Here is a 26,545-nt window from a genome sequence, read left to right as displayed (position 1 = left end):
ATTCACATTTTTTTATTTCCATAAAAAATGAGCTGCTACAAAACTAACTACGTTAATTTTGCAACAGCCCCTTTTTTAGAATATTAATTTAGAGAGATTGCAATTAGAGGTAGTTAAGAAAAAATGACTAAAAATTAATGTGTTTTACTAATAATTTTTAATGTTTTTTTATATTTAGCATGAAGTTAAACTAATATAGTGACAATAAATATAATATTATTTATGAAAAGAAGGGGGAAAAAATTTATGAGAAAAATAAAAATGGCACTTACTTTTTTTATGACACTTATGTTAACGATTTCTTTGTTCAATAACTTTATTTTTACTGTAAATGCAGAAGAAATAAAGTTAACTCCATCTCAAAAGTATGCTAATGAAATGGGGCCAGGTTGGAATTTAGGCAATAGTTTTGATTCCTTTGATACTAATGGGGATAAAGGGGAAATGTCTTGGGGAAATCCAATTGTAACAAAAGATCTTATTAAAACAATTAAATCTCAAGGCTTTAAAAGTATACGTATTCCTTTTACAGCTCTAATGAGAACAGGTTCAGCACCTGAATATAAAATTGATGAAAAATTTTTAAACCGTTATGCTGAAGTTGTAAAATGGGCACTTGATGAAAATTTATATGTAATGATTAATTTACATCACGATTCATGGAATTGGGCAAAGCAAATAGGTTCAGAGTCTGATAAAGGCGCTTCAATGGAAAGATATAAAGCTATTTGGACTCAACTTGCTAACTACTTTAAAGAGTACTCAGATAAAGTTTGTTTTGAATCTTTAAATGAACCTCAATTTTCATCAGGAGATGAACAAAATCAAATAAAAATACTTGAAAAAGTTAATACTGAATTTTACAATATCGTAAGAAATTCAGGCGGAAAGAATAAGGCTCGTATGCTTATATTACCAACGTTAAATACTAATGATAGTGATAATAAATGTGAATCTTTGTACAGCACAATTCAAAGTTTGAAAGATGAGAATATAATAGCAACTTTCCATTACTATGGATATTGGCCATTCAGCACTAATATTGCTGGAGTTACAACAATGGATGATAAAGTAGTTTCAGAACTACAAGGCTCTTTTGACAGAATGTATAATCATTTTACCTCAAAGGGAATTGGTGTAATTTGTGGAGAGTATGGGGTTCTTGCATTTGATAAAAGTTTAGGAGCAATTGAACATGGTGAAATGTTAAAATACTTTGAATATATTAATTATTATGCAAAAACTAAAAATATTACTCTTATGCTTTGGGATAATGGGCAACATATGAATAGAACAACATTAAATTGGAATGATTTATCTTTGTATAATCAAATCAAAGCATCATGGAATTCAAGAAGTTCTTATTCAGAATCAGATAGAATATTTATTAAAGATGAAAATAGAAAAAAAGATGTTTCAGTTAAGTTGACTTTGAATGGCAATTCTTTTAAGGAAATATACAACGGAAGTCAAAAACTAATATTAGACAAAGATTATAGTTACGATAATAATGGAACAGTAACCCTAAAAGGAAATTATATAAATAGTATAATTACAGATAAGTATGCTGAAAACGCTACATTGGCATTTAAATTTTCAGCAGGTGCTGATTGGAATGTATATATAAATCATTATAAGGTACCAGAATTAAATACAGGAAAAGGTTCTACTAATAGTTTTGAAATTCCAGTAAAGTTTAATGGATCTAAACTTTCAACGTTAGAAGCTATAAATTCAGATGGTACTGGAGCAGGTCCTCAAAATTGGACTACTTATAAAGAATATGATTATGCATTTTCAGTTGATTATAATGCAAATAAAGTAATTATTAAAGATAAGTTTTTTAATGAAGCAAAGGACGGTAAAATAAACTTTAAATTACATTTCCAAAGCGGAGAAATACTTGAACTTAATGTTTTAAAAAGTGGAGAAAGTGTAATACCTGTAAAATAATAATCAAAAGTTACTATAAAAATAATTAATATTATACAAGTGATACTTATATTAATTAATTTAATGAGAAAACCATACATTTATAGAATTTTATATAAATGTATGGTTTTTATAAATTAATTTTATATACTTTTGAAGTCTGGTCTTATTTACCAGAGAATTCTAAGTATTCATCAAATGTCATAGTTCTATCAACTATAGAACCATCATCTTTAATATCTATAACTCTATTTGCTATTGTTTGAACAAATTGGTGGTCATGAGAAGCAAAGATTATATTACTGTTATAATCATTTAAGCCATTATTTACAGCAGTAATTGATTCAAGATCAAGATGGTTAGTAGGTTGATCTAACATTAATACATTTGCATTAGAAAGCATCATTCTAGATAACATACATCTAACCTTTTCTCCTCCTGATAATACATTAGCTTCTTTTAATGCTTCTTCACCAGAGAATAACATTCTTCCTAAGAAACCTCTTATATAGCTTTCAGACTTTTCTTCTGAATATTGTCTAAGCCAATCTACTAAAGAAAGGTTACAATCTTCAAAATATTGTGTATTATCTGCTGGGAAGTAAGCTGTAGTTATAGTTATTCCCCACTTAAATTCTCCACTGTCTGGTTCCATTTCTCCAGCTAATATTTTAAATAATGTAGTTACAGCTATTTCATTACCAATAAGAGCTATTTTATCTCCCTTATTAACCATGAAGCTTACATTATCTAGAAGCTTAACTCCATCAACTGTTTTAGACAAGTCTTTAACCATTAAAATATCATTTCCAACTTCTCTTTCAGGTTTAAATCCTACGAAAGGATATTTTCTGCTTGATGGTTGGATATCATCTAAAGTAATTTTATCTAATAATTTTTTACGAGAAGTAGCTTGCTTAGATTTAGACGCATTAGCACTGAATCTTGCAATGAAGTCTTGTAATTCTTTGATTTTTTCTTCTTTCTTTTTGTTTTGATCCTTAGACATTTGAAGTGCTAATTGGCTTGATTCATACCAGAAATCATAGTTACCAACATAAAGCTTAATTTTACCAAAGTCAACATCCGCCATTTGAGTACAAACTGCATTTAAGAAATGTCTATCATGTGAGACAACAATAACAGTTCCATCAAAGTTACCTAAGAAGTCTTCTAACCAATTAACAGCCTTTAAGTCAAGACCGTTAGTAGGTTCGTCTAGAATTAGTATTCCTGGATTACCAAATAAAGCTTGAGCTAAAAGAACTTTAATCTTTTCTCCTCCAGTTAATTCAGAAACATTTTTAAAATGTAATTCAGTTCCTATTCCAAGTCCTTGTAAAAGTGAAGATGCTTCAGATTCTGCTTCCCAACCATTAAGTTCAGCAAATTCACCTTCTAATTCAGAAGCTTTAATACCATCTTCATCAGAGAAATCTGGTTTTGCATAGATTTCATCTTTTTCCTTCATTATTTGGTAAAGTCTTTCATTACCCATAATTACAGTTTCTAAAACTTGAAAGTCATCATATTTATAGTGATCTTGCTTTAAAACTGACATTCTTGTATTAGGAGGAATTATAACTTCTCCAGTATTAGGTTCTACTTCACCAGATAATATTTTTAGGAATGTACTTTTTCCAGCTCCATTAGCACCAATAACTCCATAGCAGTTACCAGGAGTGAATTTTAGGTTGACATCTTCAAAAAGTTTACGTCCACCAAATCTAAGACTAACATTTGATACGTTTATCAATCTTGTTCTACCTCATTTCATAGTATTATAATTATTATATCAGCACATAATATGTACTGTATAAGATTTTCATTTCATGTTGCTTATTATATCATATAATCAATGTATTTTGCATTAGTATATTATTTACGGTTTTTAGGAAGTTCAAAGCATTCATCAATTAATTTTTCGCTCATGCGTTTATATAAATTACTCATACTGGTGTATGCAAATGCAAGCAATAGCTTTTCTTCATAATCTCCTAAAGTACCATTTTTATTATTTACTAATTGATTTATATTTTCGTGAATTTTATTAGAAGATGTTCTAATATCTTCTAAATTTAAATCATATATATCAAGAAAAGATTGGTATATATCATGCAATGGGTAATCTTGTTCTTTTTCAAAGGAATTAATGATAGGGGTTAAGATAGTTTTAATGTCAGTTAGAGATAATACACCTTTTAAATTATAAATTAAACCAATTAATATGAGATGATTTTTAGTATATTTCTTATTCTTTATTTTCATTAAGAGATTATCTTTTGCATAATTGTTAATCATTGTTTTAGTAAGGATTTTATCATCAGGATTTCTTTTTGTGTAACTTAATTTGTTTTCGAAAAGCTGTATTACTTGATCCATATATAAATCAATTTCAGGAAAAGTATCTAAATTAATATTATCAGAAGGTTTTAGCGAGTTTATATAGTTATCAATATTAAAGTCGTTCATAAAATTTCACTCCTCACATAGTAATTGAAACTATGTTTCTATTATAATTTCAATATTAATCGAAAGAAGGAGATAATTCAAGCATTTGTGGGCAAAATACTAAATAGTAATGAAAAATAAACAAAAATAGCTTTTGCAATAAATATGCATATATGAAATAATTTCTAATATAGCAACACGTAGTTATTGAAACTACGTGGAAATAAATAGGAGGGAAAAGGATGGAGAGATATTTAAGAGAACCTATTAATGGATTAACTCATTGTATTGGAGCCGTATTGTCGTTGTTTGCTTTAATAGCTATGGTAGTTAAAGCATATATAGCAGGAAGTTCTGCAGTAACTTTTGGTTCAGTATTGTTTTTTGGTATAAGCATGATTTTATTATATAGTGCATCAACAACATACCATTGGGTAATAGCTAGTGATAAAGTTATAAAAATGTTAAAAAGATTAGACCATTCTATGATATTTATCTTGATTGCAGGATCATATGCTCCATTCTGTTTGGTAGCATTAAACGGCAAGATAGGAATAAGCTTATTTTTAGCTGTAACGATCTGTGCAGTTGTTGGAATAGCATTTAAATTGTGCTGGGTAACTTGTCCTAGATGGTTAAGCAGTACTATGTATATAGGAATTGGATGGTTTGCAATAGTAGCAATATATCCTATGTCGCAGGTTTTGCCTTTAGCAGGATTGGTATACTTAATCTTAGGTGGATTAATGTATACAATAGGTGGAGTAATATATGCATTAAAGACAGAAAAAAGAATAGGTGCATTTGGAAGACATGAAATATTCCATTTGTTTATTATGCTAGGAACGCTTTGTCATTTTATTTCTGTATTTTCTTATATAATATAAGGAAATATTTATACTTAGGTTAATTTTTATTATAAGATATATGAAGGACTAAAGGAGATAAAAATCCTTTAGTCTTTTTTATCTAATTTCGAAGAAATGTTTTTTAGTTCCTTTAGAATTTCTGCATTTGTATTTTTAGAGTGATTTATACTTTTTATTGTTTTTATAATTATGAATATAAAAAATGATATTATGCATAAAATAATGATAATATTTATAAAAGTCATTATCACTGTAGAAATATTTAGTTCCATATTACAAGTCTCCTTTCATGGGTTTTCAAGGATAATTATACTACTGTATTCATTATTATCCATATTCAATATAAATGATATGTTTTTTTCTTGATAAGATAAATTAGGTATAGTAAGATAAATAATAAATATGACTTTAAGGGGATGTAAAAATGGGCTATCGTAAAAGATTAAAAGATGCAAACAGAATAGTTGTAAAAGTAGGAACTTCAACCTTAACTTATGAAAATGGAAACATTAATTTAAGTAGAATTGAAAAATTAACAAGGGTTTTATCTGATATTGTTAATTCAGGAAAACAAGTAACTCTTGTAACATCAGGTGCAATAGGTGTTGGTGTAAATAAGTTGAAGTTAAAGGAAAAGCCCGAGAGTATAAGAGAAAAGCAAGCTGTAGCAGCAGTTGGACAATGTGAGTTGATGCATATATACAGTAAGTTTTTTGGTGAATATAGTCATATAGTAGGTCAAATTCTTCTTACAAGAGATGTAATAGAAGATGACCATGTTAGAGAAAATGTATGTAATACCTTTGAGACTTTATTAGAAAAGAAAATAATACCTATTGTAAATGAAAATGATACAGTTTCAATAGATGAGATTGAAAATATAGTTAGATTTGGAGATAACGATAATTTATCAGCAATAGTATCATCATTAATTAATGCAGATTTGTTAATAATATTATCTGATATAGATGGTTTTTATGATTGTGATCCAAGAAATAATAGTTGTGCAAAATTATTAAGTGAAATTGAAGAGGTTACTCCAGAATTAGAAGAGTGTGCTGGAGGAGCTGGTTCAAATTTAGGAACTGGTGGGATGATTACCAAGCTAATGGCAGCTAAAACAGCAACAGCAGCTGGAGTGGATATGGTTTTAGCTAATGGAAGTGAACCAAATATAATATTAGATGTTTTAGCTGGGGAGGAAATAGGAACTTTATTCATATCAACAATAAAATAATAGAAATGGGGCTGAAAGAATGAGTGAATTATTAAAAAAGACTTATTTAATTGATTTGGGGCAAAAAGCAAAAGAAGCATCTTATGAATTAGGTGCAGCATCAACAAAAGAAAAAGATGAAGCATTAAGATTAATGGCAGAGGAACTTATTAATTCTAAGAATGATATAATCGAAGCCAATAAAGCAGACTTAGATATTGCTCAATCAAAAGGAACATCAAAGGCTATGCTGGACAGATTAGCTTTAAGTGATGAGAGAATTGAAGGAATGGCTGAAGGACTTAAAGATCTAATTAAATTACAAGATCCAATTGGAGAAGTGATTTCAATGTGGCAAAGACCAAACGGATTACAAATTGGTCAAAAAAGAGTTCCATTAGGAGTTATAGGAATAATTTATGAAGCAAGACCTAATGTAACCTGTGATGCAGCAGGACTTTGCTTAAAGACAGGAAATGCTGTTATATTAAGAGGTGGAAGTGAAGCAATTAACTCTAATAAAGCTGTGGTTAAAGCTTTGATTAAAGGTATTGAGAGAGCTGGTTTACCTAAGGATTCAGTTCAGCTAGTGGAAGATACAAGCAGAGAAATTGCAACTGAAATGATGAGATTAAATGAATTTATAGATGTTCTTATTCCAAGAGGAGGAGCTGGTTTGATTAAAGCAGTTGTTAAAAAGGCAACTGTTCCAGTTATTGAAACAGGCACCGGTAATTGTCATATATATGCTGATGAAAGCTGTGATTTTGAAATGGCAAGGAATATTGTTGTTAATGCTAAAGCATCAAGACCTTCTGTTTGTAATGCAGCTGAAAAATTATTAGTAAATGAAAAGATTGCTAAAGATTTTCTACCAATAGCAGTGGACGCATTAAGAGCAAGCGGAGTTGCAGTTAAGGGGGATGAAGCAGCTCAAGTAATAATTAATGATATTGAAAAAGCTAATGAAGAAGATTGGGGAAAAGAATACTTAGACTATGTTATGGCTGTTAAAATTGTTAAAGATGTAGATGAAGCTATTGCGCATATAAATAAATATGGTACAGGGCATTCAGAAGCAATAATTACAGAAAGTTATAAGAATTCTCAAAAATTCTTACAAAGAGTTGATGCAGCGGCTGTTTATGTAAATGCATCAACAAGATTTACGGATGGAGGAGAATTTGGTTTTGGAGCTGAGATAGGAATTAGTACTCAAAAGCTTCACGCAAGAGGACCAATGGGCTTAAAGGAGTTAACTACTATAAAATATATTGTTTATGGAAATGGCCAAATAAGATAGGTAGTTTACCATAACAAATAAGTAATCGTAATTAACTTACGTATAAAAAAGATATAAAGGATATCTAACTGTGAAGGATATCCTTTATATCTTTTAAAATTTGTATATTAGATTTAGTAAATTCAAACTATATGATTATTGGCTTAGAAAATTTAAATAAATGAAGGGATGACAGTAAGTATGAAGAATTGGCAGGTTAAAAAATTTGAGGAGCTATCTTTAAAACAACTGTATGGAATAGTTAGAAGCAGATGTGAGGTATTTATTCTAGAACAAAAAATTGTATGTGAAGAAGAAATAGATGGATTAGACGATAAATGTATTCATATATTTTTAGAGGAAGAGGGAAAAATAGCAGCATATTGTAGAATAGTTCCTAAAGGCATTGGATATGAAAATATATCAATTGGAAGGGTTTTGGTATTAAAAGAATTTAGAAGAAAGGGTATTGCCCAGGAAATGCTTGAAATTGCAATTCAGTATATACAAAGAAATTCTGAAGAAAATAAAATTGTTTTATCTGCTCAAGTATATGCAAAGGCTTTATATGAAAGTGTAGGATTTACAGGAGTTGCAGATATCTATGAAGAAGCTGGTATACCTCATATGAAAATGTACAAAAATATATAATTAATGAAAATGTTCTTTTTAATTATTTGAAATTATAGTATAATTTCACTGTGAAAACGTATTATTAAATGTTAAAAAGGGGGACAACTAGCATGAAAATTGCATTAATTGCACATGATAAAAAGAAAGAAGAAATGATTGAATTTTCAAAAAAATATAAGGACATATTAGGTAAATATGATTTAGTAGCTACAGGAACAACAGGAAAACTTATATCAGAAGCGACTGGACTTGAAGTTAAAAGATATTTATCTGGGCCATATGGAGGAGACCAACAATTAGGAGGACGTATTGCTGAAGGAAATATTGATTTAGTAATATTCTTTACAGATCCATTAACTTCACAACCTCATGAACCAGATGTATCAGCATTACTTAGAGTTTGTAATGTACATAATGTAGCAGTTGTAACTAACAGAAGAACAGCAGAACTTATAATAGATAAGTTTTAATTAAAGATATAAGTTTTTCATGATAAAAATAATATAAATAAAAAGAACCTTATCATTAAATTGATAAGGTTCTTTTTAGAAAAAGTAGTGTTGAAAGAGATTCAGATGGTCAGTTCAGAAAATCTGTAACTGCCTAAATATTCTGAATATTTATTTAATTTAATTATATCATAAGTAAGAGGAACTTTCAAACTTATTTATGATTGCTTTTTTAATTTTTCATCAATGAATTTGTTTAAAATATCCCATTTTTCCTTCTTTATATCTTTGAATTCATAAGCAGTTTTGTAACTATTATTTGTTTCATCAAAGTCAATTCTTATTATAGAAGCAAGTATATCAATTTTTTCATATAGAGGGAGTGAAATTATACCTTCCTTTGGAATTGTATCTTCTTTATAAGTCACAATGTTTATACCACTTCTACTTACATCAACAGTAAAAGTTTTTTTCATCTTCTTAAAGTATAATGCTGGAATTTGATTAATAGACTTGTAACTAGTAGCGGATGGAAGATTATAATAATCTACAGCAGTAACTAGTTGAAGTCTTGGATGTTTTCTTCGTTCGATTTTATTTATAACATCAGGAATACTCAATACTGCCAATTGAAAACCATCTTCTAATTTACAGCCAAGCACTTGAGAGATGCATTTAAAGGCTGAATCTTTATTGGCAATTATAAGATTAACTTGTTCATTTACTGCAACAGGTTTATAGCTAGCTTGACCTGAGAAAATGCTAACAGCAAAGCAATTATCATATTTTGTAACGATTTGACCTTCAGAAGAAATGCTGTTTTCTTTAATAAAGTAAAATTTTTCACCAACTGTTAAATCATCTAAACTAAGTTTATCTATAATATCTATTTTTTTAGGATCTTGTTCAATATCCATTTAGCACCTCTTTATAATTAATTATATTAATAATTTTTTGTATTTATATGGAGAGTGTATTTATATTCCCATTAATTTATAAATATATGAATACTGAATTATTGATATATTTATAAATTAATTTCTATATATTAAGTATTTTATCATATCTTGTTTTATCTAAACAATAAAGAAGATGAAAATAACGTATAAAAATGAAATATAGTAAAATAAGAATTAGCATTCAAATGTCTATAAAAAACGATGGGATATAAGAATAATTAAATTTAAAGGGTGATTATATTATGGAAAAGTCTATGACATACACTATGATAACTGGTGGAACAGAAGGAATAGGATTAGAATTAGCAAAGCTTTTTGCAATAGACAGTCACAATCTAATTATTGCAGCTAGAAATGGAAAAAAGCTTGAAGAATTAAAAAAAGAATTTGAGGAAAAATATCAAATATCTGTGGAAATAATACAGATAGATTTATCTGTGGATAAAGCTTGTGAAAAAATAGTAAAAACTGTGGAAGAAAAAAATTTAATTGTTGATAATTTAATAAATAATGCTGGAATTGGAGGTTTTGGTTTCTTCAATGAAGCAGAGGATGGATTTGAAGAACAATTAATAAATATAAATATTATTGCATTAACTAATCTTTCTAAATATTTTTTAAAGGATATGATTAAAAGAGGCTGTGGTGGAATTATGAATGTTGCATCTACCGCTGCTTTTGTTGGTGGACCAAAGATGGCGCTTTATTATTCAAGCAAAGCTTATGTATTATCATTAACAGAAGCTCTTCATGAGGAAGTAAAGAGCTTTGGGGTAAGAGTTAGTTGCCTTTGTCCAGGACCTGTGAAAACATCATTTCAAGAAAAGTCAGGAATTAAAAAATCTAAAAAAGCAAAAAAATATTTAATGGATGCCGAGGATGTTGCAAAGGAAGCTTATTTAGAATTTTTTAAAGGGAAAGCAATAATAATTCCAGGATATAAAAATAAATTATTAGTTTTGGGTAATAAGTTAATTCCACGTTCATTGAGTAGAAAAATAATTCTAAAGAATAATAATTAAAAAATATATAAAATGGGTAGTGTATAAAAATTCAATAAATATGAATTTTTATACTTTATATTATTGGGTTTATATGATAATATGGTAGTTGGAATGAATATTTGAATAATATTAATGCAATATGATAAAAATAAAAAGAATTAAATAAACTATCCTTAATTTATCTTGACATAGCAAATTATATCAACTAGAATAATTAAAAGAGAAAAATTTGAAAAGTTAAGATACACTTTAACTTGGTCCTGTGAGGCCAAAAAGGGAGCATAACTATGATTTTTGGAAACAAAATGAAAAATTTCATAGCTTATTTTTTGAAGTCAATATTTTGTAAGGTATATCACAGGATAGTGAAGAGAACAGTTTTACTGTAGTCTCTTTATTATCCTTTTGTTTTACTCAAAAAAGATTCATAAGGTGTAGTTTTAGCAAAAATATATTTGTAGGAGGCTTGAGCATGAAGGCAAAGCTTATATTAGAAAATGGTATGGTTTTTGAAGGTAAAGCTTTTGGGTACCTAAAAGAAAGCGTTGGAGAAGTAGTATTTACAACTGGTATGACAGGTTATCAAGAGGTATTAACTGATCCATCTTATTACGGACAAATAGTAACTATGACTTATCCTTTAATAGGTAACTATGGAATTAATCTTGACGATATGGAATCTGACTCAATTAAAGTAAGAGGTTTCATTGTAAGAGAAAAATGTAATTTACCAAGTAATTTCAGGTGTGAATTAGGACTTGAAGATTTTTTAAAGCAAGGACGAGTTCTTGGATTAGAAGGAATAGATACAAGAGCATTGACTAAAGTTTTAAGAAATAGCGGTACAATGAGAGGCATAATAACATTAGAAGATGTTGATGATGAATATATTAAAGAAAAAATAGCAGGATTTTCAACTAAAGAAGCTGTAAAGACTGTTACAACAGGTAAATCTTATACAATTGAAGGTACTGGAAAGCATATTGCAGTTATGGATTTTGGTATAAAGACTAACATAATAAGAAATTTCAAAAAGAGAAATTGTAAGTTAACAGTATTTCCAGCAACTGCAACAGCAGAAGAAGTTTTAAGTGTTAATCCAGACTTAGTATTCTTATCTAATGGCCCTGGGGACCCAGAAGATTTAGATTTTGCTATAGAAAATATAAAGAAACTTGTTGGTAAGAAGCCAATTACAGGTATTTGCTTAGGGCATCAATTATTGGGATTAGCTTTAGGTGGTAAAACTACTAAATTAAAATTTGGACATAGAGGATGTAATCATCCAGTTAAAGATTTAGAAGCTAACATTGTGCATATAACTTCTCAGAACCATGGTTATGTAGTTGAAAAATTACCAGATGATATGGAAGTTACTCATGTAAATATAAATGATGGAACTGTAGAAGGAATGAAGCATAAGAACTTACCAATATATTCAGTTCAATTCCATCCAGAGGCATCAGCTGGTCCAAATGACAGCGAATATATATTTGATAAATTTTTAGAATATGCACTATAGGAGGGTTTAAGAATGCCATTAAATAAGAATATAAAGAAAGTATTAGTTATAGGATCAGGTCCAATAGTCATAGGTCAAGCAGCAGAGTTTGATTATTCAGGAACTCAAGCATGTGAAGCGCTAAAATCAGAAGGTATAGAAGTTGTACTTATAAATTCAAATCCTGCTACAATAATGACAGATAAAGAAGTTGCAGATAAAATTTACTTAGAGCCATTAACATTAGAATTTGTTGAAAAAGTTATTGCTAAAGAAAAGCCGGACAGCTTACTTGCAGGAATGGGTGGTCAAACAGGGCTTAACCTTGCAGTAGAATTAAATGATTCTGGTATATTAGAAAAATATAATGTAAATGTAATTGGAACATCTATAGACTCTATTAAAAAGGGTGAAGATAGAGAATTATTTAGAGATATGATGAATGAAATTGGAGAGCCAGTTATAAAAAGTGAAATTGTAACTGATTTAAAATCAGGAATGGATTTTGCAGGTAAAATTGGTTATCCTGTTATAGTTAGACCAGCTTATACTCTAGGAGGATCTGGGGGCGGTATTGCTAATAATGAGGAAGAGCTTGAAACTATATTAAAATTAGGACTTCAATTAAGTACAATAGGTCAAGTTTTACTTGAAAAGAGTGTTAAGGGATGGAAAGAAGTAGAGTACGAAGTAATGAGAGACTCCTATGGTAATTGTATTACTGTATGTAACATGGAAAATATAGACCCGGTTGGTATACACACTGGGGATAGTATAGTTGTTGCACCATCACAAACCCTTTCGGATAAAGAATATCAAATGCTAAGAACAGCATCAATAAACATAATCAATGCTGTTGGAATTGAAGGTGGATGTAATGTACAATTCTCATTAAATCCAAATTCTTTTGAATATGCAGTTATAGAAATCAATCCGAGAGTTTCAAGAAGTTCAGCATTAGCATCAAAAGCAACAGGATATCCTATAGCTAAGCTTGCAGCTAAAATTGCTCTTGGATATGGATTAGATGAAATAAAAAATGCAGTAACTCAAAAGACTTATGCGTGTTTCGAACCAACTTTAGATTATGTTGTAGTTAAAATACCAAAATGGCCTTTCGATAAATTCTTTGGAGCAGATAGAGAGCTTGGAACAAAGATGATGGCAACTGGAGAAATTATGGCTATAGGGGCTAATTTTGAGCAAGCATTCTTAAAAGGAATAAGAAGTTTAGAAATAGGGAAGTATTCTTTGGATCATAAAAAGTTCAAGGAATGCAGTATTTCTGAACTTAAAGAAAAAGTAATGGCACCAGATGATGAAAGAATATTTGCTTTAGCTGAAATGATTAGAAGAGATTACATGATCGAAAAGATAAACAAAATTACAGGAATTGATATGTTCTTCCTAGAAAAAATCAAATGGATAGTTGAAGAAGAACAAAGATTAAAGTTAAGTAAAATAGAAGATTTAGATAAAGAATGGTTATACAGCTTAAAGAAAAAAGGATTTTCAGATAAAGCTATAGCAGATATGTTAAAAGTAACTCCAGATGACTTATATAGATTAAGAGATATTTGGAACATAAAGCCTTCATATAAGATGGTAGATACTTGCGGTGGAGAATTTGAGGCATTATCACCTTATTATTACTCAACTTATGAACAATATGATGAAGTTGAAGTATCAAATAATAAGAAGGTTATAGTTATAGGTTCAGGTCCAATAAGAATTGGTCAAGGAATTGAATTTGACTATGCTTCAGTACATTGTGTAAAAGCATTAAAAAAATTAGGAATTGAAACTATCATAGTTAATAATAATCCAGAAACAGTAAGTACAGATTTTGACGTATCAGATAAATTATACTTTGAACCATTAACAGAAGAAGATGTTTTAAATATAATTGAAAAAGAAAAGCCAGATGGAGTAATACTTCAATTTGGAGGTCAAACAGCAATTAAACTTGCTAATTTCTTAAAGGAACAAAATATTGTGACTCTTGGAACTACAGCAGATCAAATTGATATGGCTGAAGATAGAGAAAAGTTTGATGCATTATTAGAGAAATTAGGAATATCAAGACCAAAGGGTAAAGGTATATGGTCGCTACAAGAAGGTTTAGAAGAAGCAAGAAGATTAAAGTTCCCGGTACTTGTTAGACCTTCATATGTAATTGGTGGTCAAGGGATGGAAATAACTCATGATGAAGATGAATTAACATACTACTTAGAAAATGCATTTGCAAAAGATAGTAAAAATCCAATACTTATTGATAAATACTTAATGGGTAGAGAAATAGAAGTAGATGCTATATCAGATGGAGAAAATATATTAATACCAGGTATTATGGAACACTTAGAAAGAGCTGGAGTTCACTCTGGTGATAGTGTTACTATGTATCCAAGTCAAAATATATCAGATAAGATAAAAGCAGATGTATTAGAATATACTAAGAAATTAGCTTTAGCAATTGGGATAAAGGGTATGATAAATATTCAATTCATAGAATTTGAAGGACAGTTATATGTAATTGAAGTTAACCCAAGGGCTTCAAGAACAGTACCTTATATAAGTAAAGTAAGTACTGTTCCAATAGTAGATTTAGCTACACAAGTAATGCTTGGAGCTAAATTAAAGGACTTAGATTATGGAATAGATGTATATAAAGAACCTGAATTAGTTTCGGTTAAGGTTCCAGTATTCTCAACTCAAAAACTTCCTAATGTTGAAGTATGCTTAGGACCTGAAATGAGATCTACAGGAGAAGTTTTAGGAGTTGGTAGAAATATTAAAGAAGCGCTTTATAAAGGATTTGTTGGAGCAAATATGTACCCATCAAAAGAAAAGGGCAAGATATTAGCAACAATAAATAAACATGATAAAGCAGAATTCTTACCAATAGCAAAAGATCTTGCAGCAGTTGGTTATAAATTTATAGCAACTACAGGAACAGCTTCATTATTAAGAGAAGCAGGTATAGAAGTAGAAGAAATTAGAAAAATTAATGAAGAAGAACCAAATATCTTAGATATAGTTAAGAATAGAGAAGTAGACTTAGTTGTAAATACTCCAACTAAGGGAAATGATTCAAATAGAGATGGATTCTTAATAAGAAGAGCTGCAGTTGAAAGAAATGTAGGTGTAATTACTGCATTAGATACATTAAGAGCAATTGCTGATGTGGAAATTGAAAAGCTTGATGAAAATAAAGATTTAGAAGTATTTGATATAGCAGCTTTATAAATTTTATAAGTTTGTTTATGGGTAGAAGGGATTTTTCCCTTCTATTTCTTTTATTTAACCCTTTTTCTACAAAATTCATATATTTTATTGACAACCAAACAAGTGTTCTGTATAATATAATCAAATGAACGTATGTTTGGTTGGAGGTATGTATTATGAAAGAGATAGGAAATTTTTTTGTAAAAGTAAACTGCAAGAACGTAGATAGCATTAGAAGTTTAATAATAGATAGACAAGGTAACTATGGAAATAAGCAAGGGAAATATATAATGTGTGCAGGAAAGTATGACAGAAACGGATGGACTTTAGTATTTAGAGCTAGAAGTTTTGAAGAAGCAGAGGAACTTGCTAATTTAAATCCTTTTATTAATAGAAGAACTAGAATGAATTAACAATAATTATATTAATAAAAAAATAAGTCACCAAAGAATTTTTAGTAACTTATTTTATATTTCATATTCTATATCTGAAATAACAACAGAAAGAGTATCTATTAGATTAACTTTTGAACCAATTTTATTTTTACGGTCACTTTTAACTATTTTCACAATTGGTCTTAATGGAAAGTTTGGAAGTGTTTCTTCTACTACACCAATGTCTCCATTACTAAGACTGACAATTGTTCCTTGAGGAAATGGTATAACGACCTTACAAAATACATTAATCATTTCATAATCAAATAGAGTACCTGCATTAGACATTAAATATTCAAGGGCATCACTTGGACACATAGCTCTTTTATACGGTCTGTCGGAAGTCAACGCATCATAAACATCTGCAATGCTTACAATTCTAGAGAGATAACTAATTTCATCCCCTGCAATTCCACTAGGATAACCTAGTCCATCATATCTTTCATGATGTTGTAGAACCACTAATTTAATATGAGAACTTAAGTCTGAAAAGTTTCCTAGAAAGTCATAACCTTGCTTAGGATGCTTTTTTATTATTTCAAATTCTTCATCAGTTAAATTATCAGGTTTTTGAAGGATTTCACTTGGAATAAATGATTTACCAATATCATGAATTAATGCACCGATACAAACATAAGTTAAATGTCTTTTGGAAAGACTTAAACTAATTCCTAATACGAGAGATATTACAGCAACATTAACACAATGGGAATATGTATAATTGTCCATACTTTTTATATCAACTAAAGATAGCAATACATTTTTATTAGATAAAACATTATCTAATAACTCTTCAGCTATTTGGTTAATTGAATTAAAATATTTTTTTTCTTGTTTTGTATACTGATTAATATTTCGTTTTTCAAAATTATGAACTGATGCGATTCTTTCTATGTCAGAGAATGTTTCTTTAATTACAGCAATAGATTTTTGTCTTAATTCTGGTTTTATAATGTCTTCAATTTCATCAGAACTATATTCATCAATTATATATAGAGAATAAATTTTCAATTCTCTAATCCTTTTTAATATAACATCTGTTAAGACAACACCGGCTTTAAGTAAGCAGCGCCCATCAGAAGTATATATATTTTTACCCAATAATGAGTTTTCTCTAATGCATTCAATAGGAACTAATCGCATAATAATATACCTCACTATATTAATAATACCTATAATGTATAAGTTTCTCATATAATTATACTATAATCAACCAAAATTGTTAAGTGCGTCACTTAAAAATCAAATGATTTTACCTAATATAATTTGTATGTAGATTTATTGGAAATAAAGTAATAAAATATTTAGTAGATAAGATATATAATTTAATAATTATTTTTTATATATTTAATTTTAGAAAAGATGGAGTGTGGACACTTTGAATATTAAAAATAGTCCTATAGGATTTTTTGATTCAGGGGTAGGCGGTTTAAGCGTAATGAGAGAGGCAATTTCTATTTTGCCAAATGAAGATTTTATATATTTTGGAGATTCTAAAAATGCTCCATATGGTATTAAGAATTTAGATGAGGTTAAAAATTTAACTTTAAATGCAGTAGACTTCTTGTTAGATAAAAATGTTAAGGCAGTTGTAGTAGCTTGCAATACAGCAACTAGTGCAGCAATTGAAGATATAAGAAGTAAATATAAAGAATTAATTGTGATTGGAATAGAGCCAGCATTAAAGCCCGCTGTTAAGTTAAGCAGAGAAGGAAAAATAATAATAATGGCAACACCAATGACCTTAAGAGAAAGAAAATTTAAGTTATTAATGGATAAATATAAAGATCAATCTTCTATAGTTTCGTTGCCTTGTGCAGGTCTTGTTGAATTTATTGAGCAAGGAATTCTAGAAGGTGAAGAGCTTGAAGGATATTTAGAAGAAAAATTTAGACCTTATTTAAGTGACGGGATTGCATCAGTTGTTTTAGGATGTACACATTATCCTTTTATAAAGAAGTCATTAGGAAATGTTATAGGAAATCATGTGCCTCTTATTGATGGAGGACTTGGTACTTCTCATGAGTTAGAAAGAAAGCTTATGGAAAGAGATTTATTAAGTGATTCAAAAGAAAAAGGAAATATTAAAATTTATAATTCTATAAATGATAATAAAATTATAGATTTCTGTTATAATTTAATTAATGCAGAAATATAGATGTAATTCAGTGCTATAATCATGAATTGAAATTTATATTTTAGATAATAATATTATTTAAGATTTATATCGAGAGGAGAAATTTTAAGATGAAAAATCCAATTATTACAATGACTATGGAAAATGGTGGTGTTATTAAGGCAGAATTATATCCTGAAATAGCACCAAATACAGTAAGAAATTTTGTAGATTTAATAAATAGAGGTTTTTATGATGGTTTAATATTTCATAGAGTTATTCCAGGGTTTATGATTCAAGGAGGATGCCCTGAAGGAAGTGGAATGGGCGGTCCTGGTTATTCTATAAAAGGTGAATTTACAAGCAATGGTTTTAAAAATGAATTAAAACATTCAAAAGGTGTATTATCAATGGCTAGAGCTATGCATCCAGATTCAGCAGGAAGTCAATTCTTTATTATGGTTGCAGATGCTCCACATTTAGATGGACAATATGCATCATTTGGTAAGGTTATTGAAGGTATGGAGGTTGCAGACAAAATAGTTTCTCAAAAAACAGATATGTCAGATAGACCATATGAAGATCAAGTTATAAAAAGTGTCACAGTTGATATGCAAGGAGAAGAAATCCAAGAACCAGAAATAATTGAAGAATAATGTAATGTTCAAGTTTTTATATTATACTTATATCATACAATGAATAATTTGCTCAAAATCATTTTATATAAAAACAAACTATACATACCAAATAAAATTGAAAAGAGGTGTCTTAAAATGGCTATAAATAATAGATGTATATTAGCATATGGATTAAAAACAGATGAAATTAAAAAGATTGAAAGTCAAAATATAAAAGTAATCGAAATTAATAATGATATGGCATTAATGAAACTTGAAGATATTATATGTGAAAAGCCAAATGAAAATTATTTTGAGGAATTGCCAGTAAATGAAAAGGCACTTATTTTTAATGGATTTAAAGATGAGCATTTAAAGACCACTATTAGATATATTAGAGGTTTTGTTAAGGGTGGAGTATTAGCTGTATCAACAGCTAAAAATTATCAATGGACCTTTAAATATTTATTAGAACATTTAGTTGAAGAAAGAGAATGGTTTGAGGCGCAACAAAAGGGGAGAAAGTAAAGTGAGTCGTGTAGGAGAAAATATAAAACAGGCTAGAGAAAAAAGTGGGATGACAGTTAAGGCTTTAGCTAAGAAGCTTGGAGTAGCGGAAAAATACCTAAATGAAGTAGAAATGGGAAGAAAGGTTGCTCCAGAATCATTTATTGATAAGGCAGCTAAAGTATTACAAGCCGATTTAAATGATATAAGCATGGTTGTTACAGATGAGCAATTAATGGAGGAAAGAAAAACTTTTAAAGAAGTTCCTAAGAAGAAGGTAGAAAGTTCAGAAGTATGGACTGATGCATTTTCATCTGTGCTTAGAAGTGTTCCAATATATAATTATGCTTTATCAGCTAAAAAAGGATCTAAGGAAATGCCGGTCCATTCAAATAAAATAGAAGATTATCCTCAAGATAAGGTGTTTTATTTAGAAATAGAAGACGATGAAATGATTGGCTTTAGGATGCTAAAAGGTGACATTGCTTTTGCACATAGTGTAAAGGAAGTTAGCAATAATGGGTTCTTTTTAATTGACTATAAAGGAAGTAGGAAGATAAGACAAGTTAAGGTCTTAGGAAATTCAAAAGTACTTTTAGTGAGCAATGCTGGAAGTTTAATTACTGAAACCATGGAAGTGAAAGAAATAGATGTAATTGCTAAACTAGAAAGAGTAGAAATAAAATTATAATTTTGCTAATGCAATGCATATAGATAGAGGTTAACTTGTAATTCAAATTAACCTCTATTTTGTTGCATTTAAATGATTATTTGCATAGTATGATTGTGTGTACTTATTAAGGAGTCGATTATTATAGATGATTCAAAAAGACAGATATCTTCAAAGGTAGATGCATCTATTGGTTTGTTAACCAATGTACCTAAGGCAGTATTGGATGAAATAAGCTATAAATTTAATGTAGAGGGTACTAATAATATACAATTAGTTATTTTATATAGAGATACTCCAGAAGCGACAAGAGTATTTGTTGAAAGTTTAGGAGGAAAATTTCAAGACTTAGGATATAGTTTTGCAATTATAGAGATTCCAGCAGATAGGCTCAAGGATTTATCACTAAGTAATACCATCCAATATATAGAATTACCTAAAAGTTTATATGAGCAGGATAGAGAAAGCAACAGAGCTTCATGTGTATTTGAGTTACCACCAGAGTTTAAGGTATCAGGAAAAGGAATTTTAGTAGGATTTATTGATTCAGGAATAGACTATGCCCATCCTGCTTTTATGGATAATGAAGGAAATACAAGAATTGAGTATATTTATGATTTAAGTACAGGTGGAAATATATATAATAAGCAGATGATAAATGAAGCAATTAAATCTAATAATCCTTTCTCTATAGTTCCATCTATTGATAATACAGGACATGGAACGCATGTAGCAGGAATTGCATGCGCTGGAGGAAGAATAAACGAACAATATGTAGGTGTAGCACCAAATGCATCAATAGTCATGGTAAAAGCTGCAAGAGGAGTAGCAGTTTTGAGCTCTCAAATAATGCAGGGAATTAAGTTTTTGCTAGATAAGAGTAAGGAACTTGATATGCCATTAGTTATTAATATTAGCTTAAGTACAAACGATGGTGCACATAATGGAAGCAGTTTATTAGAGCAGTATATTAGAACAATAGCTAATTTAGAAAGAGTTTCAATTATAATTGCAGCTGGAAATGAAGGTGATGCAGGACATCATGTTGGTGGAAATTTAACTAAGACTCAAAGAGAAACTTTTAATATAGCAAGTGATGAAAAATCAATTGTTATGAACTTATATAAATCGATTTTACCTAATATATCACTTAATATAATAAATCCTACTGGTCAGAGTACTGGTAGTATTGTAATACAGGAAGGATATATTCAAGGAGCAATAGGAAGAGATAGATATGATATATACGCTGCAGGGGCAAAACCATTTGAATTAAATAGTGAAATTAAAATAATTCTTTCAAGCAGGAATGAATTTCTTCTTCAAGGAGTATGGACACTAGAGATAAATGTAGTGAATGAATATTTAGGAAGGTATTCAATATGGCTTCCGGTATTGGAGGGACTTAATCCTGGCACAAGGTTTTTAGAGCCAATTCAATTTAATACATTAGGAATTCCAGCTACAGTAGATAATATAATTGCTGTAGGAAGTTACAATTATAGGACAAATAATCTTTCATCTTTTAGTGGAAGAGGAGAAGAGGAGTGGCAAATTGCTGTAAGACCAGATTTAGTTGCACCAGGAGAGGAGATTGAAGGTCCTGCTCCTAATGGCAGATATGATACTAAGACGGGCACATCCATGGCAGCCCCTCAAGTAACTGGAATATGTGCACTAATGATGGAATGGGGAATAATACAAGGAAAGGATCCATATCTTTTTGGGCAAAGATTGAAATATTATTTAATAAGAGGAGCTAGAAGAAGACGCAATGATGTAACGTACCCAAATCCTTCATGGGGCTATGGTGAAGTATGTATATTTAATAGTTTAAGCTTGCTTGAATCAGATTTAAATGCTATTTTGACTAGAGTATATAAGGATGAGAACAGAACACATTTTGAGTTTAGAGAAATTAAAATTGAAGAGTCTAAAGAATTGAAAAGGAAAGTATTTATACCTCCAATCATACTGGGGTTGGATAATGAATTGAAGGTCCCTAAATTTTATTATTAAAAGTAAAAGAGTTCTCTAGAATAATAAGAACTCTTTTAATCAATGATTAAGTTGATCTATAAAAATAAACCTTATAAAAATAATTGTGTAAAGAACAGAATTTTATAATTTGAAGTTTTACTTGCTAACGCCTTCAAGATTAAAATCTGGAATATAAGCTATATTATCAGTTCCAGAATCTTGTACAAAACCATTTTCTATGCCTAAATCTAAAGCATAATTTATTAAGGATTCATAATGTTTAGGGTTAAGTGATTTGTTTATTTCTGGATAATCACAAGCCTTAAACATGGGAACATATTGATTCATTAAACTTAAATAAACATTATTACCATATTCATTGTAAATATGATCAATTACTTTTTTTGAGTCAAAAAGTAATCCTGGAAGCATTAAATGTCTTATAATAACTCCATTAACTATATTGCCTTTTAAATCAAATTTTGGTTTCCCAACTTGATTAAACATTTCAGTTATTATTTTCATTGTATTTGAAGCATAATTACTTACTTTAGAATATTTAATAGCATATTTATCATTAAAATATTTAAAATCAGGAAGATAAACATCTATGTATCCATCTAGAGCTTTTATTGTTTCAAGAGAATCATAACCATTGGTATTATAAAGAACAGGTATTGTAAGATCATTATTTTTTGCAATTTTTAGCGCTTCAATTATTTGAGGAACATAATGGGTTGGAGTTACTAAATTAATATTATTTGCTCCTTTTTTTTGAAGTTCTAAAAATATTTCAGAAAGTCTTTCAATGGAAACCTCAATTCCAGTAACTGAATCTTCTAAATCTTTAATGTTTCCCTGACTTATAGTATGATTTTGGCAGAACACACAGTTAAAATTACAATGTGAAAAAAATACAGTACCGGAACCATTGCCTTGTGAAATAGGAGGCTCTTCTCCAAAATGCAACGCAGCTCTAGCTATTTTTACTTTATCAGAAGCTCTACAAAATCCAAACTGCTTATTATTTCTGTTTATCTTACAATTTCTATTACAAAGGGTACATTCATTTAACATATCTAAATAATTCATATACATCACAAATCCTTTAAATAACTACTATTTTATAAAAGTATAACACAAGTAGATAAGTGAGATAAGTGAAAATATAAATTTTATATTTGGTTATTTGAACTTAGCTAATTCGTGAATACGAATTAGCTTCCTTAAAAAGACTCAATGTAAATAACTTACTCAGCGAACGAACATGAGTCAAGATTAATCTGTTCTTATTTATGTTTCCTATAAAATATTACTAATTGAATAATAAATAATAAACTTAATAATCCAAACATAGGATACAGTTTTGTTATAAGGTTACCAAATCCTAATTGGGAAATTAAAAGGGCAGTACCTAAAACTAAGAAGATAGCCTGCTTAAATTTAATATTAAATGTTTGTTCCAAGGTTTTACTTATTGAATAAACATCTGAAACTTCAGTAGAAAACATTTCTAACCATATGATAACAAGCAATAAAGCCTGAATAATATTGCCAAATCTATTTGCTACAAATAATAGAGGGATTTCATAATTATATATATATGGCTGATTAATTGTTAATAGTAAATTTATCATTAAGCATAGAAGAGTTAATCCAATTGCACCTGTTGCTACTCCTATAAACATAGTCTTAGTTTTTTTTATCTGAGTGCTAAGAGGGACTAAAACTCCAGAAGCGGAAAGTGTATTATAACCAGCATACAAAATTGTAGAAATTACAATACCAGATTTTTGTGGTGGAAAACTTAATATATTATTAAAGGAAATAGTATCTTTGCAAAAGGAAAAATATAAAGCTGTAATTAAAGTAAGTGTCCCGATTAACCCAGGAACAATAAAGGAATTTACTTCAATTAATCCTTCAGTATCACGGAGCAAGAAAAAAACAGCAATTAAAATCATGATTGAAGACCCTAATAATTTAGGTATTCCAAAGAATTGATGAATTAAAGCTCCACTTCCAGCAAGGATTATTGATGAGCTGGAAATGAGGAAAAATGTAGTTATAAATCCAGTAAATTTTCCTAATATATTTGGACTTATTATGTTTATTAGATCACTATATGAATTAAGATTATAATCGAGACTAACTTTAGAGATTATAAATCCTAAGATTATATATATTATTCCACAAGCGATAATTGCTAAGAAACTGCTTATTCCGTATTTAGTGAAAAATTCTGTAATCTCTTTTCCTGAGGCAAGTCCAGCACCAACAATGGTACCAATGAAGACCGTGGCTACCTGAAAGATTTTAATTAATTCATTTTTCAAAACATATCCTCCCCTAAGAATCCTTCTTTTATAATATATAAGGTTTACTTTTGATTTATTCTTTTTTGCGTTGTACAATTAATAATTTTAAATGTACAATGTAAGGAAGAAAACTAAATATAAAGATAGTTATATAAGTTATAAAAATAGATTACTTTAGGATTAGAAATGTTAATTTTCCTTGGTGATGTTTTTATATAGGAGGATATATGAATAATTTTTGGAATGGAAAGAGATATCATAGTTTAAACTACTTTTTGAGAGAAAAATTTGGCGAGAAGGTATTTAAAATTTCTTTAGATGGAGGATTTTCATGTCCTAACAGGGATGGTAAGATAAGCAGTGGAGGATGTCTTTTTTGTAGTGAAAGAGGTTCGGGGGATTACGCTGGCGATAGATTATTAACTATTAATAAACAATTCAATGACATAAAAAAAATGATGGCTCATAAGTGGAAAAGCGGAAAGTATATCGCATATTTTCAAGCATATACCAATACATATGCACCTGTGGAAGAATTAAGGAGAAAATATGAAGAAGCATTAAATCAAGAGGGAGTTGTAGCAATAGCAATAGCAACAAGACCTGATTGTTTAGATAAGGAAGTATTGGATTTATTAGAGGAAATAAATAATAAGTTTTATTTATGGATAGAGCTTGGACTTCAAACCAGTAAGGATGAAACCGCTAAAAGAATAAATAGAGGTTATAAATTAGAGATTTTTGAAGAGGCAATGAAAAATTTAAAGGCAAGAAATATTGATGTAGTAGTTCATGATATTTTAGGATTGCCAGGAGAGACAAAGGAAGATATGTTAAAAACAGTACACTATATTGCTCATTCTGGAGCAAAGGGGATCAAGTTTCACTTACTTCACTTAATGAAAGAAACTCCTATGGTAAAAGTTTATGAAAAAGGTGAACTTGAATTTTTGTCTCAAGAAGATTATGTAGAACTTATTATAAAAGGAATATCAATGCTTCCAAAGGAAATGGTAGTACATAGATTAACAGGTGATGCACCAAGGGAACTTTTGATAGGTCCCATGTGGAGTTTAAAAAAGTGGGAAGTTTTGAATTCAATAGATAAAGCTTTAGAGGATAATGATTTATGGCAAGGAAAAAATTTTAAATAAAAAGGTGTGGTAGAAATGAAGGTTGATATTATAATATCAGCAGATGATATAAGCGAAAGCAAAATTGAAAATAAAATTGTTGTTATCATAGATATGTTTAGAGCAACATCTGTAATTGTTACAGCATTAAATAATGGTTGTAGAGAAGTCATTCCTTATTTAACAATTGAAGAAACCTTAGAACATGCAAATAAGCTTAGAAGAGAAGAATATGTATTAGGTGGTGAAAGAAAGGCTGTCAAAATAGAAGGTTTTGATTTATCAAATTCTCCATTAGAATATACTAGAGAAAAGATAGAAGATAAAATTATGTTAATGACAACAACTAATGGAACTAGAACACTTACGAAATCTAGTACAGCTAAAAGAGTATTAATAGGAGCTATGATAAATGCTAAAGCCGTAGCTGAAACTCTTATTCAAATAAATGAAGATGTAGTTATTATTAATGCAGGGACTAATGGCAATTTTTCTATGGATGATTATATTTGCAGTGGATATATAATAAATGAAATGTTAAAGAAAGATGAAAATTTAGTACTTACTGATATAGCTAAAACAGCTAATATGATATATGAAGGACATGAAGATATTTTAAGTTATGTGAAAGAAGCTTCACATTACTCTGTTATGAAATCTTTAAGTTTAGATGAGGATATTGAGTACTGCATAAAAAAGAGCATTATTAACCAAGTACCTGAATATTCTGATGGAAGGATAGGCTTGAAATAAAACAATATATAAAAAAATAGCAGCGATGGCTGCTATTTTTTATATGAATCAATCCAATATTTTCCGGGAAATAAAATTATGTTCATATAGCATAACTTTATTTATTAAATTGCTCTAATATTTGGTTTATTCTTGGAGAACATCCATTACCTTTGCAAGGTCCACTGCCAGCTCCAGTTGCCTTTTGAACTTCTTCTAAAGTTGAAGCTCCATTTTTTATTGCTTCTTTAATCTTTGCGCGAGTAATCAACTTACAAGTACAGGTTTTTGTTAATTTATCTAAAACAGCTTCGTTTAAGTTATTATCCATATCATCATATCCTTTCAATATATTATAAAAATATAAGGACGTTATATTCTATAATTGAATTATACATTTTATCAATAAATAAGTAAATCTTGTTTATTAATAATTATTATTAGATGGAGAAGATTAAACTAAAGTTAGAGTATAATTTTAGTAGGCAAAGGCAGTAATAAAAACTGTATAAATAGT

Annotated in this window: 23 protein-coding genes and 1 pseudogene; 17 read left to right on the top strand and 7 right to left on the bottom strand. The window is 29.2% G+C overall.

The features are described 5' to 3' along the window. The first annotated feature begins 246 nt into the window (after positions 1-246). Positions 247-1,953: a cellulase family glycosylhydrolase gene (locus GXK56_RS25615; RefSeq protein ID WP_160692819.1), complete on the top strand. Its 1,707-nt coding sequence runs from the start codon at positions 247-249 to the stop codon at positions 1,951-1,953. Between the two features lie 145 nt (positions 1,954-2,098). Here the strand turns inward: GXK56_RS25615 and GXK56_RS25610 are convergent, their stop codons facing one another. Further along, entirely contained in the window at positions 2,099-3,688 is a 1,590-nt protein-coding gene (locus GXK56_RS25610) for an ATP-binding cassette domain-containing protein (RefSeq protein ID WP_160692817.1), read from the bottom strand. 122 nt (positions 3,689-3,810) lie between these two features. Further along, positions 3,811-4,404 carry a DUF1836 domain-containing protein gene (locus GXK56_RS25605; protein ID WP_160692815.1) on the bottom strand — a complete coding sequence of 198 codons (594 nt, stop codon included), beginning with the start codon at positions 4,402-4,404 and terminating at the stop codon, positions 3,811-3,813. 221 nt (positions 4,405-4,625) lie between these two features. Between GXK56_RS25605 and GXK56_RS25600 the strand changes: the two genes are divergently transcribed. The 5 genes from GXK56_RS25600 (at position 4,626) to mgsA (ending at position 8,853) form a co-directional block, all read left to right on the top strand. After that, positions 4,626-5,270, top strand: coding sequence for a hemolysin III family protein (locus tag GXK56_RS25600; RefSeq protein ID WP_160692813.1), 645 nt, complete (start codon positions 4,626-4,628; stop codon positions 5,268-5,270). Between the two features lie 406 nt (positions 5,271-5,676). Further along, positions 5,677-6,489 carry a glutamate 5-kinase gene (proB, locus tag GXK56_RS25590; protein ID WP_160692809.1) on the top strand — a complete coding sequence of 271 codons (813 nt, stop codon included), beginning with the start codon at positions 5,677-5,679 and terminating at the stop codon, positions 6,487-6,489. 19 nt (positions 6,490-6,508) lie between these two features. Further along, complete coding sequence (locus GXK56_RS25585; RefSeq protein WP_160692807.1) at positions 6,509-7,771, top strand: glutamate-5-semialdehyde dehydrogenase; 1,263 nt, start codon at positions 6,509-6,511, stop codon at positions 7,769-7,771. Positions 7,772-7,951: 180 nt separating this feature from the next. Continuing rightward, positions 7,952-8,401, top strand: a complete 450-nt coding sequence (locus GXK56_RS25580) for a GNAT family N-acetyltransferase (RefSeq protein WP_160692805.1) — start codon at positions 7,952-7,954, stop codon at positions 8,399-8,401. A 92-nt stretch (positions 8,402-8,493) separates the two neighbouring features. Next, entirely contained in the window at positions 8,494-8,853 is a 360-nt protein-coding gene (gene mgsA / locus GXK56_RS25575) for a methylglyoxal synthase (protein ID WP_160692803.1), read from the top strand. A gap of 197 nt (positions 8,854-9,050) precedes the next feature. On the opposite strand, the gene GXK56_RS25570 is transcribed toward mgsA, so the two are convergent. After that, positions 9,051-9,749: a hypothetical protein gene (locus GXK56_RS25570; RefSeq protein WP_160692801.1), complete on the bottom strand. Its 699-nt coding sequence runs from the start codon at positions 9,747-9,749 to the stop codon at positions 9,051-9,053. Between the two features lie 284 nt (positions 9,750-10,033). Here GXK56_RS25570 and GXK56_RS25565 point away from each other — a divergent pair, with 284 nt between their 5' ends. From GXK56_RS25565 to GXK56_RS25550, 4 genes are all read left to right on the top strand, one after another. Continuing rightward, on the top strand, positions 10,034-10,813 hold the full coding sequence (locus GXK56_RS25565; RefSeq protein WP_160692799.1) for an SDR family oxidoreductase: 780 nt from the start codon (positions 10,034-10,036) through the stop codon (positions 10,811-10,813). A gap of 454 nt (positions 10,814-11,267) precedes the next feature. Continuing rightward, positions 11,268-12,317 (top strand): glutamine-hydrolyzing carbamoyl-phosphate synthase small subunit, encoded by a 1,050-nt coding sequence (gene carA / locus GXK56_RS25560; protein WP_160692797.1) that lies wholly within the window; start codon positions 11,268-11,270, stop codon positions 12,315-12,317. Positions 12,318-12,329: 12 nt separating this feature from the next. Next, positions 12,330-15,542 carry a carbamoyl-phosphate synthase large subunit gene (gene carB, locus GXK56_RS25555; RefSeq protein ID WP_160692795.1) on the top strand — a complete coding sequence of 1,071 codons (3,213 nt, stop codon included), beginning with the start codon at positions 12,330-12,332 and terminating at the stop codon, positions 15,540-15,542. Positions 15,543-15,697: 155 nt separating this feature from the next. Then, positions 15,698-15,934, top strand: a complete 237-nt coding sequence (locus GXK56_RS25550; RefSeq protein WP_160692793.1) for a hypothetical protein — start codon at positions 15,698-15,700, stop codon at positions 15,932-15,934. A gap of 54 nt (positions 15,935-15,988) precedes the next feature. On the opposite strand, the gene GXK56_RS25545 is transcribed toward GXK56_RS25550, so the two are convergent. Next, positions 15,989-17,098, bottom strand: a complete 1,110-nt coding sequence (locus GXK56_RS25545) for an HD-GYP domain-containing protein (protein WP_160692791.1) — start codon at positions 17,096-17,098, stop codon at positions 15,989-15,991. Positions 17,099-17,333: 235 nt separating this feature from the next. Here GXK56_RS25545 and murI point away from each other — a divergent pair, with 235 nt between their 5' ends. From murI to GXK56_RS25520, 5 genes and pseudogenes are all read left to right on the top strand, one after another. Further along, positions 17,334-18,113, top strand: coding sequence for a glutamate racemase (gene murI, locus GXK56_RS25540; protein WP_160692789.1), 780 nt, complete (start codon positions 17,334-17,336; stop codon positions 18,111-18,113). A gap of 89 nt (positions 18,114-18,202) precedes the next feature. Next, positions 18,203-18,727: a peptidylprolyl isomerase gene (locus GXK56_RS25535; protein ID WP_160692787.1), complete on the top strand. Its 525-nt coding sequence runs from the start codon at positions 18,203-18,205 to the stop codon at positions 18,725-18,727. A 117-nt stretch (positions 18,728-18,844) separates the two neighbouring features. After that, positions 18,845-19,216 (top strand): DUF3783 domain-containing protein, encoded by a 372-nt coding sequence (locus GXK56_RS25530; protein ID WP_160692785.1) that lies wholly within the window; start codon positions 18,845-18,847, stop codon positions 19,214-19,216. Position 19,217: 1 nt separating this feature from the next. Next, positions 19,218-19,886: a helix-turn-helix transcriptional regulator gene (locus GXK56_RS25525; RefSeq protein WP_160692783.1), complete on the top strand. Its 669-nt coding sequence runs from the start codon at positions 19,218-19,220 to the stop codon at positions 19,884-19,886. Between the two features lie 123 nt (positions 19,887-20,009). Then, positions 20,010-21,740 (top strand): annotated as a pseudogene (locus GXK56_RS25520) (S8 family peptidase); the annotation flags it as partial. A gap of 261 nt (positions 21,741-22,001) precedes the next feature. Here the strand turns inward: GXK56_RS25520 and GXK56_RS25515 are convergent. Both GXK56_RS25515 and GXK56_RS25510 read right to left on the bottom strand, forming a co-directional pair. Further along, the gene (locus tag GXK56_RS25515; RefSeq protein WP_160692781.1) at positions 22,002-22,937 is read right to left on the bottom strand and encodes a radical SAM protein; all 936 of its coding nucleotides are present in this window, start codon (positions 22,935-22,937) and stop codon (positions 22,002-22,004) included. A 197-nt stretch (positions 22,938-23,134) separates the two neighbouring features. Next, complete coding sequence (locus tag GXK56_RS25510; protein ID WP_160692779.1) at positions 23,135-24,181, bottom strand: transporter; 1,047 nt, start codon at positions 24,179-24,181, stop codon at positions 23,135-23,137. A 209-nt stretch (positions 24,182-24,390) separates the two neighbouring features. On the opposite strand from GXK56_RS25510, the gene GXK56_RS25505 reads away from it, so the two are divergent. Together GXK56_RS25505 and GXK56_RS25500 are read left to right on the top strand one after the other, a co-directional pair. Continuing rightward, complete coding sequence (locus GXK56_RS25505; RefSeq protein ID WP_160692777.1) at positions 24,391-25,317, top strand: TIGR01212 family radical SAM protein; 927 nt, start codon at positions 24,391-24,393, stop codon at positions 25,315-25,317. Between the two features lie 15 nt (positions 25,318-25,332). Next, the gene (locus tag GXK56_RS25500) at positions 25,333-26,049 is read left to right on the top strand and encodes a 2-phosphosulfolactate phosphatase family protein (RefSeq protein ID WP_160692775.1); all 717 of its coding nucleotides are present in this window, start codon (positions 25,333-25,335) and stop codon (positions 26,047-26,049) included. 97 nt (positions 26,050-26,146) lie between these two features. Here GXK56_RS25500 and GXK56_RS25495 read toward each other — a convergent pair whose 3' ends face one another. Continuing rightward, complete coding sequence (locus GXK56_RS25495; RefSeq protein ID WP_160692773.1) at positions 26,147-26,359, bottom strand: (2Fe-2S)-binding protein; 213 nt, start codon at positions 26,357-26,359, stop codon at positions 26,147-26,149. Positions 26,360-26,545 lie beyond the last annotated feature (186 nt).

This window comes from Clostridium sp. C2-6-12 (genome assembly GCF_009928485.1).
In the GTDB taxonomy this organism is placed as follows: Bacteria; Bacillota; Clostridia; order Clostridiales; family Clostridiaceae; genus Clostridium.
The sequence above is the reverse complement of the archived record's forward strand: the minus strand, read 5'-3'. Positions and strand labels throughout refer to the sequence as shown.